General features: G+C 57.8%; 18 protein-coding genes and 5 tRNA genes. 5 read left to right on the forward strand and 18 right to left on the reverse strand.

Going from position 1 to position 16,009, the window contains the following annotated elements:
- Positions 1-44 precede the first annotated feature (44 nt).
- The 5 genes from rplL to RBB76_RS03425 all read right to left on the reverse strand — a co-directional run bounded on the left by rplL (position 45) and on the right by RBB76_RS03425 (position 2,693).
- Positions 45-419 carry a 50S ribosomal protein L7/L12 gene (rplL, locus tag RBB76_RS03405; protein WP_429628818.1) on the reverse strand — a complete coding sequence of 125 codons (375 nt, stop codon included), beginning with the start codon at positions 417-419 and terminating at the stop codon, positions 45-47.
- A 138-nt stretch (positions 420-557) separates the two neighbouring features.
- The gene (gene rplJ / locus RBB76_RS03410) at positions 558-1,301 is read right to left on the reverse strand and encodes a 50S ribosomal protein L10 (protein ID WP_429628817.1); all 744 of its coding nucleotides are present in this window, start codon (positions 1,299-1,301) and stop codon (positions 558-560) included.
- 73 nt (positions 1,302-1,374) lie between these two features.
- A complete protein-coding gene (gene rplA, locus RBB76_RS03415) occupies positions 1,375-2,085 on the reverse strand; it encodes a 50S ribosomal protein L1 (RefSeq protein ID WP_353063393.1) in 711 nt (236 codons plus the stop codon).
- A 197-nt stretch (positions 2,086-2,282) separates the two neighbouring features.
- Positions 2,283-2,483: a hypothetical protein gene (locus RBB76_RS03420; protein ID WP_429628815.1), complete on the reverse strand. Its 201-nt coding sequence runs from the start codon at positions 2,481-2,483 to the stop codon at positions 2,283-2,285.
- Between the two features lie 18 nt (positions 2,484-2,501).
- Entirely contained in the window at positions 2,502-2,693 is a 192-nt protein-coding gene (locus RBB76_RS03425; RefSeq protein ID WP_429628813.1) for a Uma2 family endonuclease, read from the reverse strand.
- Between the two features lie 145 nt (positions 2,694-2,838).
- Between RBB76_RS03425 and RBB76_RS03430 the strand changes: the two genes are divergently transcribed.
- The gene (locus RBB76_RS03430) at positions 2,839-3,933 is read left to right on the forward strand and encodes an SPL family radical SAM protein (protein ID WP_429628812.1); all 1,095 of its coding nucleotides are present in this window, start codon (positions 2,839-2,841) and stop codon (positions 3,931-3,933) included.
- A gap of 305 nt (positions 3,934-4,238) precedes the next feature.
- Here the strand turns inward: RBB76_RS03430 and rplK are convergent, their stop codons facing one another.
- The 11 genes from rplK to RBB76_RS03485 all read right to left on the reverse strand — a co-directional run bounded on the left by rplK (position 4,239) and on the right by RBB76_RS03485 (position 8,744).
- Positions 4,239-4,673 (reverse strand): 50S ribosomal protein L11, encoded by a 435-nt coding sequence (gene rplK, locus RBB76_RS03435; protein WP_429628810.1) that lies wholly within the window; start codon positions 4,671-4,673, stop codon positions 4,239-4,241.
- 85 nt (positions 4,674-4,758) lie between these two features.
- Positions 4,759-5,394 (reverse strand): transcription termination/antitermination protein NusG, encoded by a 636-nt coding sequence (gene nusG, locus RBB76_RS03440; protein WP_429628809.1) that lies wholly within the window; start codon positions 5,392-5,394, stop codon positions 4,759-4,761.
- A 43-nt stretch (positions 5,395-5,437) separates the two neighbouring features.
- Complete coding sequence (gene secE, locus RBB76_RS03445) at positions 5,438-5,698, reverse strand: preprotein translocase subunit SecE (RefSeq protein ID WP_179585117.1); 261 nt, start codon at positions 5,696-5,698, stop codon at positions 5,438-5,440.
- 65 nt (positions 5,699-5,763) lie between these two features.
- A tRNA-Trp gene (locus RBB76_RS03450) sits at positions 5,764-5,839 on the reverse strand.
- A gap of 47 nt (positions 5,840-5,886) precedes the next feature.
- Positions 5,887-6,036 carry a 50S ribosomal protein L33 gene (gene rpmG, locus RBB76_RS03455; protein WP_013579310.1) on the reverse strand — a complete coding sequence of 50 codons (150 nt, stop codon included), beginning with the start codon at positions 6,034-6,036 and terminating at the stop codon, positions 5,887-5,889.
- 282 nt (positions 6,037-6,318) lie between these two features.
- On the reverse strand, positions 6,319-7,506 hold the full coding sequence (gene tuf, locus RBB76_RS03460; protein ID WP_429628807.1) for an elongation factor Tu: 1,188 nt from the start codon (positions 7,504-7,506) through the stop codon (positions 6,319-6,321).
- Between the two features lie 106 nt (positions 7,507-7,612).
- The gene (locus tag RBB76_RS03465; protein WP_429628806.1) at positions 7,613-7,930 is read right to left on the reverse strand and encodes a hypothetical protein; all 318 of its coding nucleotides are present in this window, start codon (positions 7,928-7,930) and stop codon (positions 7,613-7,615) included.
- A gap of 46 nt (positions 7,931-7,976) precedes the next feature.
- Positions 7,977-8,051 (reverse strand) — tRNA-Gly (locus RBB76_RS03470).
- A 35-nt stretch (positions 8,052-8,086) separates the two neighbouring features.
- Positions 8,087-8,161, reverse strand: a tRNA-Thr gene (locus RBB76_RS03475).
- 243 nt (positions 8,162-8,404) lie between these two features.
- A tRNA-Tyr gene (locus RBB76_RS03480) sits at positions 8,405-8,491 on the reverse strand.
- Between the two features lie 177 nt (positions 8,492-8,668).
- A tRNA-Thr gene (locus tag RBB76_RS03485) sits at positions 8,669-8,744 on the reverse strand.
- A gap of 241 nt (positions 8,745-8,985) precedes the next feature.
- Here RBB76_RS03485 and RBB76_RS03490 point away from each other — a divergent pair.
- The 4 genes from RBB76_RS03490 (at position 8,986) to RBB76_RS03505 (ending at position 12,972) form a co-directional block, all read left to right on the forward strand.
- Positions 8,986-9,807: a hypothetical protein gene (locus tag RBB76_RS03490; RefSeq protein ID WP_429628805.1), complete on the forward strand. Its 822-nt coding sequence runs from the start codon at positions 8,986-8,988 to the stop codon at positions 9,805-9,807.
- A gap of 168 nt (positions 9,808-9,975) precedes the next feature.
- Positions 9,976-10,977: a hypothetical protein gene (locus RBB76_RS03495; RefSeq protein ID WP_429628803.1), complete on the forward strand. Its 1,002-nt coding sequence runs from the start codon at positions 9,976-9,978 to the stop codon at positions 10,975-10,977.
- Complete coding sequence (locus RBB76_RS03500) at positions 10,977-11,660, forward strand: histidine phosphatase family protein (protein ID WP_429628801.1); 684 nt, start codon at positions 10,977-10,979, stop codon at positions 11,658-11,660. The genes RBB76_RS03495 and RBB76_RS03500 overlap by 1 nt, the downstream gene beginning before the upstream one ends.
- Entirely contained in the window at positions 11,653-12,972 is a 1,320-nt protein-coding gene (locus tag RBB76_RS03505) for a PQQ-dependent sugar dehydrogenase (protein WP_429628799.1), read from the forward strand. The genes RBB76_RS03500 and RBB76_RS03505 overlap by 8 nt, the downstream gene beginning before the upstream one ends.
- A gap of 84 nt (positions 12,973-13,056) precedes the next feature.
- Here RBB76_RS03505 and RBB76_RS03510 read toward each other — a convergent pair whose 3' ends face one another.
- A complete protein-coding gene (locus tag RBB76_RS03510) occupies positions 13,057-14,628 on the reverse strand; it encodes an HD-GYP domain-containing protein (protein ID WP_429628796.1) in 1,572 nt (523 codons plus the stop codon).
- Positions 14,629-14,852: 224 nt separating this feature from the next.
- Positions 14,853-15,872 carry a M23 family metallopeptidase gene (locus tag RBB76_RS03515; RefSeq protein ID WP_429628915.1) on the reverse strand — a complete coding sequence of 340 codons (1,020 nt, stop codon included), beginning with the start codon at positions 15,870-15,872 and terminating at the stop codon, positions 14,853-14,855.
- Positions 15,873-16,009 lie beyond the last annotated feature (137 nt).

The raw sequence follows: 16,009 nt of genomic DNA on the forward strand, positions 1-16,009 counted from the left end.
CAAGAATATCGCGTTCCGCCCTAACGTGCAAGCTAACTGTTCAATTACTTGATTTCTACGGTTGCAACGCCTTCGAACTTCTTCGCGATGGCAGCTGCATCATCCTTCGAAATGTTCTCCTTCAAGGGCTTGGGAGCGGCGTCAACCAGATCCTTGGCTTCCTTCAGCCCAAGAGCGGTGACTTCGCGTACAGCCTTGATGGTGTTGATCTTATTCGCGCCGGCATCCTTCAGAATGACGGTGAACTCGGTCTTCTCTTCAGCCGGAGCCGCTGCCACTGCGCCGCCGCCTGCTGCCGGGGCTGCAACTGCTGCTGCTGCCGAAACGCCGAGACGCTCTTCGAGCTTCTTGACCAGAGCCGAAGCCTCGAGGAGGCTGAGGCTAACGATTGAATCTTCCAACTGCTGGATGTCTGCCATGTTATTTCTCCAATTAGAACTGAACTTTGTGGTGCTTATTGCTCTACCAAAGCCCAACTGCGCTTTGGCTGCCTATGCCTTCGAGGGTTTCCGTTGCGCCCAGACCAGCGCCCCCGGGAAGACCAGGCGAAACTTGGTTTAGCCTTCGACCGGGTCCGTGGTCGCGGCTTCCCCACCCTGCGATGCGGTGGAGTTCTCAGGCTGCTCGGTGGCCGCAGCTTCAACAACGTGAGTCTCGGCAATGAGCTGACCTTCAGCGGCGGGTGCTTCTGCAACTGGAGCTTCAGCGGCTGGCGCCTCGGCAACCGCGGCTTCTGCCTTCGGTGCTTCGACTGCAGCTGCCGGAGCGGCTGCGCCGGCGAACTTGCCTTTTTCGACGCCCTGGTTGATGACAACAGCGAGATCGCGGCCAGTGGCGTTGATCACAGTAGCCAAACGCTGCGCAGGCGACTGAACGAGAAAGAGGAGCTTCGAGAAGAGCTCTTCCTTGCCTGGCATGGTGGCGAGATCGCCGATTTCGCGGACGTCGATCACCTTGCCGTCAACGATGCCCAGCTTGAAGGTGAACTCCGCGTTGTCCTTGACCCAGGTCGAAAGGGCCTTCGCGAGAGCAACGGGGTCGCCCGAGGTGTAAGCAACAGCCGACACACCCTTGAGCCCCTGGAGCGCCGACTCGATCTTGGTGCCTTCACTGGCGCGTGCAGCCAGCTTGTTCTTCACAACGTGATAGTTTCCACCAGCAGCGCGAACCGTCTTGCGCAGCTCGAAGTCCTTCGCAGCGGTGAGGCCTTTGAAGGTGCCAATGATAGCGGAGGTCGAGTGCTCGAGCTCGGTCGCGAGCTGCTTCACCTTCTCCGTCTTTGATGCTCTGGACAATGCCATGACTGAATCCTCTTCGCTTTCGCTTCCCCGCTCCTCGCTTCCGCGGCCAGAGGGGGTTTAGTGCTGACTAAAATTAGGCCTTGCCGGCTGCCTCAGCAGCGGCGTAGTCGAGCTGAATACCGGGGCCCATCGACGAGCTCAGCGTGACACCCTTAATGTATTTGCCCTTGGCTGCTGACGGCTTGGCTTTCACAACGCTCGTGATGACCGTCATCGCGTTGTCGACCAGCTTTTGCGGATCGAACGAGAGCTTGCCGACCGGAACGTGCACCAGTGCCGTCTTGTCGGTGCGGAACTCGATCTTACCGGCCTTGATCTCTTTGACGGCTGCGGCAACGTCCGTGGTGACCGTACCCGTCTTCGGATTCGGCATCAGACCTTTGGGGCCGAGCACCTTACCGAGACGTCCGACCGAACGCATCATGTCGGGAGTCGCGATCAGAGCATCGAAGGCGGTCCAGCCTTCTTTCTGAATCTTCTCAACCAGCTCCTCGCCACCGAAGAACTCAGCGCCAGCGGCCTCTGCCTCCTTGATGCGATCGCCCGAGGTGATCACGGCAACGATCTTGGACTTGCCAAGGCCGTGCGGGAGGACCACAGTGCCGCGAACCATCTGGTCCGCGTGGCGGGGATCAACGCCAAGACGCATGGTCAGGTCGACGGTCTCGTCGAACTTCGCATACTTTGCTTTTTGCAGGAGCGGAACTGCGTCCGCCAACAGATAAGGACGGGGCTCAACGAGCGCACGCGCCTTTACTAGATTCTTAGAGAGCTTCCTTGCCATTTTCCCTCGTCTCCCACCCCTCTGGAGCTGTTCTCTCCGGGCGTGGTTCTCGACTGGCCTCAACTGGATGTTGAGACACTCTTATAAGTATGCCGTGAATTCGGCAATACGTCAACGATATGGGGAAGATTCTGCCTGTTCAGCCCAGATTCTCGCCATAGACAGCGAGAATCCAGCGATGAGCTCGCTCCCCTGAACTACAGCTGGGTGATGATGAATCTCAGGCGCCCCATCGGGACGGTAACGATCTCGTTGTCCGGGTCGACTAGCGAGGCCAACTTCGCGCGATTTAGCAGCCACATCTTCATCTTTTCCTCAAGCCTCGCAAGGTCGTCAGACTGCGAGCGCAGCTCGATCAGGAAATCCCGGCAGGTGGGCGAAAACCGATTCAGATCCACGCTGCTGAGCGCATCCCATCACGAAGACTCGATCCATGCGGCGTCTGGGCTACGCATTGAACCATCCGGCCGGCTGAAACCGGTACTGGAGTCAAAAACATAGCCGCGTCCGTCTCTCTGAGCCCAGGTGTCGAGTGCGCTGATAATGGCCGCGTTCCTTCTGCCGGTGCCGTTCCCTGCGGGCGACATGACAAGAATCTCCCCATCCACCTCGCGTTCTTACACGCGTGATGTCGTTCGCAGCACAGAAGCGCATCAGGTCTTCATCGCTCATCGGGGTAACGGGGAAGTCTACTAAATTGGCCCTTGACGGATTAGAAATGCGCGCCTACTCTCGACATCATAAGGCGAACAAATGGCGAAATCAACTGACACTCCACTCTTCCCGATTCTTCCTCAAACGCCAGTAGGAATCGCTCGCATGGCCGCCGCAGCAGAGCACGCCGATGATGGCCATCTAATTGAATTCAAAACGCTTGAGGTACGTAGCATACTGAACCGATCGATCTCGAAAAGACAGTTGTCACTTGCCTACAGCATCAACCCTTATCGGGGATGCGAGTTCGGGTGTAAGTACTGCTACGCGCGGTATACCCATGAGTTCATGGCGCCGACTCTCGGGGAATCGATGACGGGCGGGACAGCCCCCGCCGCAGACTTCCGCGATCCGCTCACCTTCGAGCGAATGATCTTCCTGAAGCAAAACGCCGCCTGGCTGCTCGAGCAGGAGTTGAAGAAGATCGATCGGAGAGATGAAGTCGCTCTCGGCACCGCGACAGATCCCTATCAGCCGATCGAACGGCGGGCGAGGATCACGCGCAGCCTCCTGGAAGTGTTCGCGCGGAAGGATGGATACCGGCTCGGGATCGTGACCAAGTCGCGCCTGATTGAACGCGATACAGATCTGCTGGTCGAGATCGCACGCCGCAACACCTTGGTGGTGCATGTGACGATTACGACGCCCGATGCAAAGCTCGCGCGCTTGCTGGAGCCCAGGGCTCCTCGACCAGATCTACGCTTTCAGGCGGTGAAGCGTCTGCGAGAGGCGGGGATTGTGGCAGGGGTATTCGGCTCTCCCCTTCTGCCGGGGATTACGGATACCGAGGAGGCATTGGACGGCCTGGCTCGCCGAGCCGCCGCGGTGGGTGCAAGTTTCTTCGCAGCGCACCCGCTCTTCCTCAAGCCGTGCTCACGTCCTACTTACCTGAGCTTCGTTCGTGAGCACTTCCCCGCCCTTCAAACCGACTACGCGAAACGTTTTGCGACCGCAGACTTTGCCGGAAAAGAGTATCGCGAGCGACTGATAAAGATGGTCGATGGTGCGTGTCGGCGGTACGGTCTGGGTAAGCGCTCGAGCGATGCTCTGCTGACTCGGAACGAAGATGGCGGAGGCAAAAGACCGGCGCAGAATGTGGGAACCGTTGTCAGACAGCAAAGATTGTTTGCCTAGAGCATAGAAGGGGTGAGGGATGCGAACCTGGTGGAGGATCCGGCCCGCAAGGCCGATAAGACAAAGTCGCAGGCGGCGTAGGACAAAGCTTTCAAATCTGAAGCCCAAGTTTGATGTCGCTTTATATCCACAACCTATGACTCGAAGACCACCGAGACCATGTCGCCTCTGGCCCTCGTTTTGAAAACAGAAGCGGGATTAACGACGAAAGAGGACGCCTGGATGCCATGGCCGACAGACAAAGTCGGTGATGGTTCCTAAGCGTCCTCGCTCGTAAGAAGCGGAGAACAGTTGATAACGAGAGCTTAGGCTACGACGTCGATGCCCATCGACCGGGCAGTGCCGCGGATGGTCTTCGCTGCAGCCTCAACCGTGGTCGCGTTCATGTCCGGCATCTTCTGCGTGGCGATTGCGAGAATCTGCTTCTCGGTTACTTTGCCCTTCTTCTCCTTGTTCGGAGTGCCAGAGCCCTTCTCGATGCCGGCGGCCTTGAGCAGGAGCACCGGAGCCGGAGGCGTCTTGGTGATGAAGCTGAAGGTGCGGTCTGCATAGACGCTGATGACAACGGGGATGGTGAGTCCGGCCATGTCAGGAGCCTTGGTGCGTTCGTTGAACTGCTTGCAGAACTCCATGATGTTGACCTGAGCCTGGCCGAGCGCGGGGCCGACCGGAGGTGCAGGGGTGGCCTTGCCGGCCATGATCTGAAGCTTGACGTATCCAGTGATCTTCTTCGGTGCCATTCGGGTAAATCCTCTTTACTCTTCCAGCGGCGGGCGTCGATGTATCGGAACGCCTGCTGCTTAATGTTATTTCAAAACTCTCGAACTACTCGTCGACGATCTTGTCGACCTTGGAAAACTCGATCTCGACCGGGGTGGAACGACCGAAGATACTGACCATGACCTTGAGGGTCTGCTTGTCCTCGTTGATGTCGTCGACTGCGCCGGTGAAGTTGGCGAAAGGACCCTCGTTGATGCGAACCTGCTCGCCCTTGTCGAACTTGACCTTCATGGTCGGCTTGTTGCCTGCGGTCTCGGTGCGGAAGAGGATGGAGCTGACTTCCTGCTCTGAGAGCGCGACCGGGTTGTCGCCGGTTCCCAAAAATCCTGTGACGCGCGGCGTGTTCTTGATGACGTGCCACAGATCGTTATCGAGATCCATCTCGACGAGAACGTAGCCAGGCAAAAAGACGCGCTCGATGGTGTACTTCTTGCCGTTTCGCAGCTCGGTCACCGGTTCGGTCGGGATCATGATGCGACCGATGCGGTTCTGCAGGCCGAAGGCAGTGATACGGCTCTCGAGGGACTCGCGCACTTTGCGCTCGAAGCCCGAGTAAGCGTGAATGATGTACCACTTGAAGTTCTCATTGACCGGGGGCGCGAGCTGCTCAGTGGAATCCCCCTGAGGCTGCTCTACCGGATTTTGCTCTTCTGCCGCCATCGTTATGCCTTCTTCACGCATCGTGTACTTCTCTCTACCGCTCTTATTCGGAATGCGAAATGTTTTAGTGCTGGGTCAGGCGATGCAGCAATGCTTCGATCGCCCGTCCGATGATGTTGTCCACCAGCCAGAAGTACGCGGCGAAGATGAAGACGGTGACGAGGACAACGATTGTGGTCGACTGCACCTCGGCGCGCGAAGGAGAGATCACCTTGCGCATCTCGCTGCGAACGTCCTTGAGGAACTCGCCGAGACGTGCTGGCTGCGACTTCAACTGCTGCAATCCGGTGCTGGGCTGTTCGGTTACCGCTATTGTCTTGGCCATAGTACTGCCTCAATCTTCGTAGTGCGTTCCGTTGTCTATTCCCGGACTTGAGGGACCGGGCAAACTGGCGGGGGAGCTCGGATTCGAACCGAGAAGTTCGGTTTTGGAGACCGACAGTTTAACCGTTGAGCTTACTCCCCCGTGGTGCGGAGTGAGACCGTTCGTCTCACCCCAAATCCGGCTGGAGCTTACTTGGTTTCTTTGTGGTCCGTGTGCTTGCGGCAGGTATTGCAGAACTTCGAGAACTCCAGACGGCCAGTGGTCGTCTTCTTGTTCTTCGTGGTTGAGTAGTTCCTGTTCTTGCACTCCGGGCACTGCAGAGTAATGATCTCGCGCATAGTAAATCTCCTTCTAACGTGGCCAGCCACTTCGGCTGGCAAGCAGCGTAGTGACACGCCGCGACACAGGGCAATGGCCCCTGCAACCAAATCCTGATTGTAAGACGGAAAGAAAAGCGGTCAGGCCACGCTCGTCCTCATAAATTATCTCTTAAAACAGTGTTTCAGGAAAGCCGTAGCTCCGAACTGTCAGAACAACGACCGCCGAGTAGGACAATGTGACAATAAATCAAAAAAGATTGGCGGCAGAATCCTCCCTGCCGCCAGTCGTTTGAAATCCTTTTACTTGATGATCTCGCTGATGGTGCCGGCGCCGACGGTGCGTCCGCCTTCGCGGATAGCGAAGCGCAGACCCTTCTCCATCGCGACTGGCGTATGCAGCGTGATCTCCAGCTGGATGTTGTCGCCGGGCATGCACATCTCGGTGCCCGCAGGAAGCTTCGCCGAACCCGTCACGTCCGTCGTACGGAAGTAGAACTGGGGACGGTAGCCGTTGAAGAACGGAGTATGACGTCCGCCCTCTTCCTTCGACAACACGTAAACCTCGCCCTTGAAGTCGGTGTGGGGCTTGATCGAACCGGGCTTGGCCAAAACCATCCCGCGCTCCACATCTTCCTTCGCAATACCGCGCAGCAGAAGCCCCGCGTTATCGCCCGCCAGACCCTCGTCCAGCTGCTTCTTGAACATCTCAACGCCGGTGCAGACCGTCTTGCGGGTCTCGCGGAAGCCTACAATCTCGCAGTCCTCGCCAACCTTGATCTTGCCACGCTCGATACGACCCGTGACCACGGTTCCACGACCAGAGATCGAGAAGATATCTTCAATGGGCATCAGGAACGGCAGGTCCACCGCACGCTCAGGCTGCGGAACATACTTGTCGACTGCTTCCATCAGCTCGTCGATCTTGGCTTCCCACTTGGCTTCGCCGTTGAGCGCGCCCAGTGCCGAGCCGCGAATGATCGGGGTGTCGTCGCCAGGGTAGTCGTACTTCGACAGCAGCTCGCGAACCTCAAGCTCAACCAGCTCGATCAGCTCTTCGTCCTCAACCGCATCGCACTTGTTCAGGAACACGACGATGTAGGGAACGCCAACCTGACGCGCGAGCAGAACGTGCTCCTTGGTCTGAGGCATCGGGCCGTCGGTCGCTGCAACCACCAGGATCGCGCCGTCCATCTGCGCCGCTCCGGTGATCATGTTCTTGATGTAGTCCGCGTGACCCGGGCAGTCAACGTGCGCATAGTGACGGTTCGGGGTCTCGTACTCGACGTGCGAGGTCGCAATCGTGATACCGCGCTCGCGCTCTTCCGGTGCGTTGTCAATCGTGTCAAACGAACGGAACTTGTTGTTCGGGTTGTGCTTGCTCAACACCTTCGTAATCGCCGCCGTCAGCGTCGTCTTGCCATGATCGATGTGCCCGATCGTCCCGATGTTTACGTGCGGCTTTGACCGGTCAAACTTTTCCTTGCCCATGACTGCTCGTCTCCTCGTGTTGGCCGGCGCGTGCACCGGGGTTCAGGTGAATACTTCAAACGAAAACTAAAAGCGCAAAACTAAACTTGATTGGAGAGGTTGGATCTCAGTAGTACGCGTACAACTTGAAGAACTTCTCTCGCAGCTCAGGGGCAACACGTTCCAGGCTTGCGAGATACAGTTCGCGAATCTGGCCCTGATCGGAGTTGTCCAGTTTGCGGTACTCCGCCTCTGTTGCGGCTCCGAGATTTCCCTTGCCAAGAACCGTCTCGAAGTCGCGAATCCGCAGCTTCGAGCGCTCCAGCGACTTCAGGAACTCCGCAACGCGGCCGGAAGAAAAGGAGGCCTCGACTGCTGCCTTCACCGCGTTGAAGGTTTCGGGATCGGAAACTGTTAGTACAGGTTGCTGATACAGACTGCTCAACACACTCTCCTGCGATCGCTACTACCGGACCGCGTCTACAAATCTTTGGAGCGGGAGACGGGAATCGGACCCGCGACCAACAGCTTGGAAGGCTGTGACTCTACCACTGAGTTACTCCCGCTTACCTGCAGGGACCGAGCCCTTTGCTTCAAAATCTGGAGCTGACGGAGAGGCTTGAACTCTCGACCTCTCCCTTACCAAGGGAGTGCTCTACCACTGAGCTACGCCAGCATGTAAAAACCAACCTTTCAATCTTACCGCGAACGCATCCGTCCGAGTATGACACGAAAGGCAAAAAAACCTAACAGGATCCAAGTTAGCTGCTGATACTTGCCTGGCTCCATCGTCTGCCAGACAGCTATCGCCAACAGCCCCAGCACAGACAGCGCGATCCACATTCTTCCGCTGCTTGCCGGACTCAGATCCACAACACTCACCAGTTACAGCAACCTTCACAACAACAGTACAAAATTATGGTGCACAGGGGAGGATTCGAACCTCCGTAACTCGAAGAGTGGCAGATTTACAGTCTGCTGCCATTAACCACTCGGCCACCTGTGCACATCCTGCTTGAACTCCAGCGCGCAGCCCACAACTCAATCGTTCAAGCCCACACTACGATTCTAAACCGCGAATCGGGCGGGGAGTTACCCTTGAAGGAAGGACCAGGAGGCCTGCAGAGCCAGAACGGCAAGCAGTACAACCAAAACCATCTTTCTTTTCCTGCTGCCTGGAAACTGGAGCTGGCGAAGGGACTTGAACCCCCGACCCTCTGATTACAAATCAGATGCTCTACCAGCTGAGCTACGCCAGCCCAAAACAGCAATTTGCCCTCTGTAAGCTCAGCCGCTCGACGCGCAGCAGTGCCCGCGCAGAGTGCGCCGCAGACGTAACTTTAGCATAGCAGGAACCTCGGAGCAATGGTGCTGGAGCTGCGGATTTCTTCCGCTCACGAGGCCGTCCGAGAGTCCGTCCAAAGTGCGATGCCATGCTAGGCTATGCGAGCATTTCTGTTTCTATTCGTTTGAATCCTGGGACCCGGTCGGACTAACTTCATGCGCTTACTGCTTCTACTTTTTCTCCTCTTCAGCAGTTTTCCGGTCGTGGCGCAGAGTACCGGCGATGTCCCGCAGTTGATTGAAGGCCCGCAGTCTGCTTCACCGCCAAAGACCGCCGTCATGAACAACGATTCGGTGGTCAAAATGGTCAAAGCGGGGCTCGGCGACGACCTGATCATTCAGACCATCGACACCCAACCCGGCAAGTACCTAACCGACGCCGACGCCCTCGTCGCATTGAAGGCGGCAGGGCTCTCCGACCGCGTCATCGCCGCGATGATGAACAGAAGTCGCCGCCAGATCACCAACCTACCCGAGACGGAGAAGCCTGTCGTTCTGTCCGACGTCAACGAGATCGGCGTCTACTACAAGGATCACACCGGAAAGTGGATCGCAATCGATCCGGAGATCGTCCACATCAAATCCGGCGGATTCATTAAGTCGACCGCCACTCACGGAATCATCAAGCAGGATCGCAATGGCCGCGTGAACGGCCGCGAATCGGCGCTCGCGCTGAAACGCCCAATCGAAATCTTGCTCTACACACCGGAGGGCGTCGCGGCGACCGAGTACACCTTCGTACGCTTCCGCCTCAACTCCAGCAACCGTGAGTTTCGCATCCTAACCGGCGGAGTCTTTCACTCGAGCGGCGGTGCGGACCGGGATGAGGTCCCCTTCACACCCAAGCGAACCGCCCCACGCACCTACGAATTCACGGTCGAAGACAAGATTGCAGGCGGCGAATTCGGCATTCTCCCACCAGGCACCGGCAACGTCACCAACGGCGGAAAGATCTACACCTTCGCCATCGTCGAATAGCATCGTCACCCGCTTGCTCAACATCGAGCGTTTGCGGAGCGCCTTTCGTGCATCCCAAACCAAGCAGGAAGATGGGCTATGCTTATTACTTGAGCCGCTGCCGTTCGTGAATCGTATTGACTATGCTGACACTTTGCCCAACGGGCCATGTCCCTGATGTACCTACGAATGCATAAGCGCACCCGTTACTCTCTGCTGCTGATGCTGGCGTTGATGGCTGCGCTGGTGGTCGCGCTGGTGCTGCGCAAAGCCGCCCCGCCTGAAGTTGCGAGGCTTCTGCCGGAGTCCGACGCGATCGTCTACGCCAACCTAAAACCGCTGCGCGCCGCGACCCACTTCGATCGCTCGCCAATAAATCGCAGTCCCGAATACCAGCAGTTCATCGACGCGACCGGCATCGTGCCCGAACGCGACCTGGACTCCGCTGCCTTTGCTCTGCATCGCATGGACGATCCCAACGGACCGAACGGCCCCGTTGGCTACTCAGAAGTTTTCGAGGGCCGCTTCGACGGAGAGCGCCTTGCTCGCTATCTCGCAACGATAGCCACGGCGAAGGAGAACTACGCGGGCCACGATATCTTCACTATCCGCGTCGGCGACGAAAAAGCGGTGCGCCCCCTGCGAATCGCGCAGCTCGGTTATGACACCATCGCCGCCTCGAACATGCCGACAGCCGAGCAGATTCACTCCATCCTCGACCGGCATCGTGCTGCAGCTTCGCCGTTTTCAGGCTCGTCTCTGCTATCGGCACGTTACCGTGATGTGCCCGCTTTCTCGAGTGTCTGGGCTCTCGGCCACATTGGTCTTCCGTTCTCTGATCGTGGCTTCGTCAGCGTCTTCGGCTTGCAATTGCCTATGCCCGAGGACACGACCTTCGTCGCCAGCTTGCGCTACCTCGGCACGATTCATCTGCGTATCGAACAGATCACTCCCAACGATGCCGATGCAGCCCACGCAACAGAAACTCTCACCACGTTGCTCACTCTTTTAAAGACCGTGCAGCAGGCTCAGGCACAGATGCAGCCGCATCCCGTCACCGATGCGGCGTTTCGCGAACTGACCGACTCGACGAAGATCGAACAGCACAAAGATCGTGCTGTTCTAACCGCCAACATCCCGCTTGAACTCGTCAAGCAACTAGCAGCAAACACCCCAGATTCTCAGCCATAATGAGCGACGATACCTTGCAACAACCAACCAGGATCCTGCTCGTTCGCCACGGCCAGAGCGTTGCGAACGCAGGTGGCATACCGCCAGACCACATTACAAACCCGTTAACTGAACTTGGCCACGCGCAGGCAAAGGCTTTCGCCGACGGCTTCTCCTGCGAACCTACCTTGTTCATCATCTCGCCCTACACCCGCGCACAGCAGACCTCAGTCCCACTCCGTCAGCGCTATCCTGAAGTGCCGATCGAGGAGTGGCCCGTCTACGAGTTCAACTATCTGGAACCTGAGCGGCTCAAAGGCACCAGCGAAGAACAGCAGTTGCCGCACATTGAAAAGTATTGGGAGCGAAACGATCCCGCTCACCTCGATGGGCCCGGCGCTGAATCGTTCAGCGTCTTCCTGGCCCGCGTCCGCGAAGTGATCAAGCGGCTCACTCAATTGAAATCAGACGGATGTATCGTCGTCTTCACACACGGTTTCTTTATGCAAGCCGTTCGCATCCTCCTGCTGTTCCCCACCTCAACCGATCAGCAGCTGATCTCAAACTTTCGGCGCTTTCATTTCGTCAACTTCATAGAAAACCTCGAAGCGGTTGAGCTCGAGGTCATCAACGGTCAACTTCGAATGGTCGGGCAGCAGCATCTAACCACTTTTACGCTCCAAGGAGAATCGTCTCATGCATAGCTCTACTCCTCCCGTTCTTCGAGTCCTGGCTCTTGCCTCCATGTTGTCGATACTGCCATCCTCTGCGTTCGCGCAATCTGGTGCAGTCATCACCGGGCAGGCAGCCTTCGCCGACTACACGCAGGAGCACCCCGGCGTCCGCCGCAAGATCACCCTTGCCGACCTACCCGAGCCGAAGCAGGACGAGTCGGTCGACAATGGACCCAGCGTCGTCCCACGGCCCGAGGGCGCATGGCCCGTCGCGCCCGCAGGCTTCAAAGTCGAGATGTACGCGCAGGGCTTCACGGAGCCGCGCCTGATCCGCACCGCACCCAACGGCGATCTCTTTCTCGCAGACAGCAAGGCTGGCCAGGTGAAGGTGCTGCGAGGCGTCGGATCTGACGGCAAGGCGACAACGACTGAGGTCTTCGCAACTGGGCTCGATCACCCCTTCGGCATCGCCTTTTATCCGCTCGGCGAGCATCCCAAGTGGGTCTATGTCGCGAACACGACCAGCGTCGTCCGCTTCGCCTACAAGGAAGGCGACATGAGGGCCAGTGCCGCACCTGAGACGATCGTGCCGGTGCTGCCGGGCTACGCCCAGCTTCGCGGCGGGGGCCACTGGACGCGCGACGTCGCCTTCTCGCAGGACGGCAAACGAATGTTCATCTCCGTCGGTTCAGCCTCAAACGCCGACGATCCCGATACCCATCCCGGCGAGTTTCACCGTGCCGATGTTCTTGAGTTTTCCCCTGAAGGGAAGTTCGTGAAGATCTATGCGAGCGGCATTCGTAACTGTGTCGGCGAAGCGATCAACCCGACCACCGGCCAGCTCTGGTGCTCCACTAACGAGCGTGACCGCCTCGGCGACAACCTCGTCCCCGACTACATCACCAGCGTGAAGGAAGACGGATTCTACGGCTGGCCCTGGTACTACATGGGCGGCCACCAGGACCCGCGCCTGGTGGGTACACACCCGGAGCTGAAGGACAAAGTCATCACACCGGACGTCCTCCTTCAGTCGCACTTTGCCTCACTTGAGCTTGCCTTCTACACCGGCAAGCAGTTCCCGTCCACCTACGATGGCGATGGTTTCGCAGCCGAACACGGCTCCTGGAACCGCGCCCACCGCTCCGGCTATGAGGTCATCCGCATCCCGATGCACGACGGCCATGCAACCGGCGAGTACGAAGACTTCCTCACTGGCTTCGTCACTTCTGATGGCAAGGTCTGGGGCCGGCCCGTTGGCGTGACCGTCGCGAAAGATGGTTCGCTCTTTGTCACCGACGACGGTTCAAAGACGATCTGGCACGTCAGCTACACGGGCAAGTAGCTCGTCTTAACGAGAAACTTAAAACGAGAACGGCCGAGATCCTCGGCCGTTCTTTTGTTTGTAGGGCTCCTCTGAGCTGTTGTGTCAGAGAGCACTCTCAAAAGCTGCATTTTTGAAGGCGGCATTTTTGAACGGGTAGCCCATCGGCGAGCCCGCAATTAGCACCGTTGGCGCAGAGATGGCCTCTCGCTGACCCGCGACCACAGAGACCAGCGCCTCGAAGCAGCTTTCATCGAGCTGCGTTGGGATCAGTTTCGACATGATCGCCAGCGTCTCATCAAGCTCGATGCCGGCGCGATACGGACGATCCTCCGAGAGCGCCGCGAATACATCCGCAACGGCAACGATGCGCGACTCAACCGATAGATCAGACGCCTTCAGATGGTCAGGATATCCCGAGCCGTCCAGCTTCTCATGGTGTTCTCCCGCAATGACAGCCATCTCGCGAAAAGGTGCAATCCTCTCCAGGATGCGTCGCGTTATGCGTGGATGCTCGTAGACTGTCTTCCACTCCTCCGGACTCAACTGGCTCTTCTTGTCGAGGATCGTATTCGCTACACCCAGCTTGCCGATGTCGTGCAGCAGGGCGGCTCTGCGAACCAGTTTCGCGCGATCTCTGGAGAGTCCCATTGCCTGTGCAATGCCGAAGGCGGCGTCCGCCACACCCTGCGAGTGACTAAAAGTAAAGTGAGACTTGGCATCAACCACATCGGCGAAGGCTTCGCAGATCCGATCGATCTGGCTCGAATCCAGTTGGTGCCGTCTCCCGGAGTCCAGATCGAGAACAGCCTGTCTCGTATCCTGTTCGGCGTCAGCAGGGGAGCAGTTGTTCCAGAGAGTTCCGCGACGGTGCAACGAACGCGCGATGCGGACGAACTCCGGATCAAACCAGGTACCGCTGCGCTGATCGAGCGTATCAATCGCACTCTGCATCCCACTGGTTGCAGAGGTAAAGTCAAGGTGTTGTGCCACGGCGCAGATGCGGGCCAGCAGCGGAATCTGCTCACCTTTCAGACTGTCCGGATAACCGCTTCCATCCCAGCGTTCTTCGACACTGCGCACGGCGTCGGCCGCAATTTGATCGAGGCCGAGTTTACCGAGAATGCCAGCTCCCCGGTCGTCAGGAAGACTGCTCATGACAGAGATGTTCTGGTGACGCGTCACTCCGTCCCTGACGAACCTCGCGACTCTCGCCACGCGTCCAGATTCGGGAAGAACATTGTTCCAAAGCTGCTTCAGGGCGGAAAGACTCGTCGTATAGTGCCTCGGCCAATCTCTCGAATCCAAAGCCGCCTCTGCAGCCCGGTCTTCTGCCCCGATCGCTTGGCTTATGCGGCTAGAACTGCGGCTGCAACCGATGTCTTTCAGGAGGAGCGCAAAGTAGAGGCTACTAGTCTGTTCCGACGGCAGCTTCGCCTCTTCGGCGATACGCATGCCCAACAGGCAGCTGCGCAGAGCGTGCCCATGCACCGCGCCTTCAGTAAGGTCCAGCGCATAGGAGAGTGCCGAAATAATCTCCGACAGTGAGATGGAACCATCGAGGCCCTGCGTGTTACGTCGAAAAGCAGCCGAGGTTTGAATCATGTAGGTCTCGCTCTTTCGTGGAGCCAGATTGGATTCGCTTCTTTGATCCCAAGGCTGACTGGCGCGATTCATTGCAGCACTTCAATCTTCAATTCAGTGACTATATCGGCGGCGAGGGGGGAGTGGGTATTACCCAAATGGTGCATAGCCGAGTAGAAGAAACGACTTTCCCAATAAGGGATTGGACTCTGGACTGCCCTCCAAATCTGCCGCGCTGCTGGACACAAAGACAGCAGACACAAAAAACGGCAGACCCGATAGCTTGCATCAGGTCTGCCGTCTGGATTCGCTTGAAACTACTGGCCTTTGGCTATCTCGGTGCCCAGGTCCGCCAGAGTCGTCCGCAGATATTTATGGGGATTGACCGGCGTATTCCTGATACGGACCTCGTAGTGCAGATGTGAGCCGGTCGTGCGTCCACTGTGGCCTACATAACCGATAACCTGACCGCGGACCACCGTCTGCCCTGCAATGCACGCAAAGCCGGACATGTGTCCGTAGACCGTCTCGACTCCATGCCCATGGTCGATCACGACCTCTCGGCCGTAGCCGTTGGACATCTCTGCGAGCTGAACGATGCCGTCGCCTGTTGCACGGATGGGCACTCCATTCGGTGCGCTGATGTCGATGCCGGTATGGAACTCGCCCTCGCCGTTACCCAGAATTGGATCTTCACGCTGGCCAAAGCTGCTGGTGATGGGCCCCATGATCGGCCAGAGCGTCGGAACATACGACGCAACTTCCAAGGTGTCAGCTCCCAGCAGGTCGGTGGAGAGATACCCCGGGCCATTGAGACTGGAGATCGCCCGAGTGGCCATACCGCTCATCGCGGACCGGCGAAGCGAGTAGAAGGCGTCGATGGACTTGTAGTAAGCCTCCTCCGAGTTATCCGGCGAGTCGGAGGTCCCAGCTAGCGGGGTTGTAGCGATCGCTTCGGCTACTCCCGAAGATTTGGCGTGATGGTTGTCGGTGAGCCTGCCCATGGGAGATGCCAGTTTGCTCGCCGTCAGACCGTAAAGAACGGAGACCTCGCTCGCCAGAGAGCCCAGCGAAGCTGCCTGAATGTCCTTCTCATGCGCAGCCTTCTCAAGGTGCGCATAGTCCTTCTGGAGCAAGTTGTGGTCTTGCCGCAGCTGATTGAACCGCGCGGTTTTGATCAGCATCCGTGAATAAGAACCAGCCAGGCCGGTAATCGTAAACATGCCGATAACCGCGGCTGCCACAAACATATACGCGTAGTGTAGGGGGACCGGAACCTTATTGAGGTTGCCTTCTTCGTCACGGCTGACGAGCATGATGTAGTAACGTTTTTTCAGCTTCAATCAAAATCCCTGGCCCAGATTTGACCGCGAAGCGAAACCGCGGCTCGGAGAGTTTGCAATCGAAGGAATCAAGCTGAGCGAATCGACTTCTCGAATCGCCATTCCTGATTGCTCGTCTCTCTTGAGCGTCC

The organism is Tunturiibacter psychrotolerans (assembly GCF_051013365.1).
GTDB classification, from domain to species: domain Bacteria; phylum Acidobacteriota; class Terriglobia; order Terriglobales; family Acidobacteriaceae; genus Edaphobacter; species Edaphobacter psychrotolerans_A.